This window comes from Desulfovibrio sp. 1188_IL3213 (assembly GCF_036763145.1).
Lineage (GTDB): Bacteria > Desulfobacterota > Desulfovibrionia > Desulfovibrionales > Desulfovibrionaceae > Desulfovibrio.
In genome coordinates, this window is sequence record NZ_JBAIYR010000309.1 from 1 (window position 1) to 2,871 (window position 2,871).

The following is a 2,871-nucleotide window of genomic DNA, read 5'->3' on the forward strand; positions in this document are numbered from 1 at the left end:
GGCGCGGGCCACATCCAGTATGATGGCGCGCAGTTCGTCCCATGAGCAGGGGGGAGTGATGCCGAGCGCCGCAGCGCCGTCCCTGAGGCGCGCAAGGTGCTGCTCAAAGCTGAGCAGCCTGCCCTGGCGGTAGCTGATGCTTTCAAAAAGGCCGTCGCCCCTGTGGCAGATGTGGTCATCCAGCGGTAAAAGCAGGAGGCTTGCATCGGTGCAGATATGCCCCACCCTGTGATCGTAGAAGGCCAGTACGTTTTCGGAACCGGGCCGGGGGGCGGCCAGCAGGGCCGCAAGATAGGTATGGGCATCAACGGCTTTCAAGGCGTCTCCTCAAAAGGCGCACGGGGCGCAGAACGCCCCGCACGTTTGCTGCATACGTTCAATATCAGGACATGAAGACGTTTTTGTCCGTCACGCGCACAAGGCCGCGCTGCACAAGCTCTTCGGCGATCTGCACGGTGTTGAGGGCCGCGCCCTTGCGCACGTTGTCGGCCACGATCCACATGTTGAGACCGTTTGCGATGGTTTCGTCCTCGCGGATACGGCCCACATAGGTGTAGTCGTCGCCCACGCAGTAGCCCGGCATGGGGTACATAAGCTCGCGGGGATTGTCGAATACGCGCACGCCCGGAGCCTGCGCAAGCAGAACGCGGGCGTCCCTGGCCGAAAGCTTCTTTTCCGTTTCCACGTTGACCGATTCGGCATGGCAGTAGAAGACGGGTACGCGCACACAGGTCGCCGTTACCTTGACCGACGGATCACCGAGAATTTTGACGGTTTCGTGAACCATCTTCATCTCTTCCTTGGTGTAGTCATTTTCAAGGAAGACATCGATGTGGGGCAGGCAGTTGAAGGCAATGCGGTAGGGATAGGTATTGTTTTCAGGATCGCGCCCGTTGAAGAGGTCGCGCACCTGGCGTTCCAGCTCTTCAATGCCCTTCTGCCCAGTGCCTGAAACCGCCTGATAGGTGGACACAATCACGCGCGTGATCCTGGCCGCGTCGTGCAGGGGCTTGAGCGCCACCATCATCTGGATGGTGGAACAGTTGGGATTGGCAATGATGCCCTTGTGGTCTTCCAGGGCCTGCGCGTTGACTTCAGGCACCACCAGGGGGCAGCGGTCATCCATGCGCCATGTGGAGGAATTGTCCACCACCACGCAGCCCGCGTGGGCCGCATGGGGGGCAAATTTTAGCGAAGCGGCGCCGCCTGCGGAAAAAATAGCCAGGTCAATGCCATCAAAGACGTCTTCTTTCAGTTCCTGAACGGTCAGTTCCTGCTCACCGAAAGGGACCTTGGTTCCCGCGGAACGGGCGGAAGCAAAGGCACGGATTTCAGTGGCGGGAAAATCGCGTTCGTGAAGGGTCTTGAGCATTTCACGGCCTACGGCGCCAGTGGCGCCAACAACGGCAACAGTCAGCTTCTTGCTCATGGCTTTTCGCTCTCCTTGGGCGATGCACGTCGGCCTTACGGGGCCGCCGATAAAAAGAGCGCGGCAAATGCGCGCGGTGAGGCGACAGTATAGTCCTGATTGCGGTAAATGTGAAGGGCGCGTTGCGCGTTACATGAGCAGTTTTATGCGGCAGCCGCTGCCGGGGCCAACGGGTGGCCGCAGCCGTAATCGCCCAGGCCCGATACAACTGTTCCGCCGGACGTCGATCGGACGTCGATGTCCGAATTCTGCCCGGCGGAACAGTCACGCTCTTGCCCTGCGGGCGTGGCGCTGCATATTGGGCGCAGGCCGGGGAGTGACGGCCTAAAATTCCAGATTTCCCGGCGTGCGGGGGAAGGGGATCACGTCGCGAATGTTGGTTATGCCCGTCAGCATCATGAGCAGGCGCTCGAAACCCAGGCCGAAACCGGCATGCGGCACTGTGCCGAAGCGGCGCAATTCGAGATACCACCAGTATTCTTCCGGATTCTGCCCCATTTCGCGTATGCGGGCTTCGAGCCTGGGCAGGCGCTCTTCACGCTGCGATCCGCCGATAAGCTCGCCGATGCGCGGCACAAGCATGTCCATAGCGGCCACGGTTTTGCCGTCCTCATTCTGGCGCATGTAGAACGCTTTGATATCTTTGGGATAATCGTAAACAATAACAGGCTTTTTAAAGTGTTCTTCCGCCAGGTAACGTTCGTGCTCGGTTTGCAGGTCTGTGCCGAAGGCCACGGGAAAGGCGAAATCCTTGCCGCATTTTTGCAGGATTTCCACGGCTTCCGTATAGGAAATTCGGCCAAAGGGCGCGGCCAGCATGTCCTGAAGGCGCTGCCGCAGGCCCTTTTCCACAAAGCTGTCAAAGAGGTTCACATCGCTTTCACAGTGGGTGAGCACATGTTCCACCACGTGCCGGGTAAGCCCTTCGCCCAGTTCCATGAGGTCTTCCAGGTCGGCAAAGGCCATTTCCGGCTCGATCATCCAGAATTCGGCGGCGTGGCGCGGGGTATTGGAATTTTCCGCCCTGAAGGTCGGGCCAAAGCTGTAGACCCGGCCGAGGCCCGTAGCCAGAGCTTCCGCCTCAAGCTGGCCCGAAACCGTGAGGTTGCACCGGCGGCTGAAAAAATCCTGCTCCAGATTTTTTGCGCCCGGCTCAAGCGTGGTCACGCGGAACATTTCGCCCGCGCCTTCGCAGTCCGCACCGGTAAGCACCGGAGTATGCACCCAGGCGAAGCGGCGGCCGCGAAAAAAGTCGTGAACGGCAAAGCCCGCCTCGGAACGGATGCGGAAGACGGCCCCGTATTTGTTGGTTCGCGGCCGCAGGTGGGCGATGGTGCGCAAAAATTCATCGGAATGGCGCTTTTTCTGCAAGGGAAAGCTCTCCGGGTCGGCCAGGCCGTACACCTGCGCTTCACGTGCGCGCACTTCCCACTGCTGCCCCT

General features: G+C 60.0%; 3 protein-coding genes. All 3 read right to left on the bottom strand.

Translation table 11 applies throughout. The annotated features are described in order from the left end of the window. Positions 1 to 318 (bottom strand): aminotransferase class IV (locus tag V6C16_RS10700; protein WP_333543181.1); only part of this gene is annotated, 318 nt, incomplete at its 3' end. A gap of 64 nt (positions 319 to 382) precedes the next feature. Then, positions 383 to 1,429 carry an aspartate-semialdehyde dehydrogenase gene (locus V6C16_RS10705; protein WP_333535041.1) on the bottom strand — a complete coding sequence of 349 codons (1,047 nt, stop codon included), beginning with the start codon at positions 1,427 to 1,429 and terminating at the stop codon, positions 383 to 385. Between the two features lie 324 nt (positions 1,430 to 1,753). Beyond that, on the bottom strand, positions 1,754 to 2,871 hold a 1,118-nt coding region (gene asnS / locus V6C16_RS10710), incomplete at its 5' end, for an asparagine--tRNA ligase (RefSeq protein WP_333543182.1).

What these genes read in the sequence shown, in the direction of transcription:
- V6C16_RS10705 (WP_333535041.1), bottom strand. Translation starts at nt 1,429, where the DNA reads ATGAGCAAGAAGCTGACTGTTGCCGTTGTTGGCGCCACTGGCGCCGTA.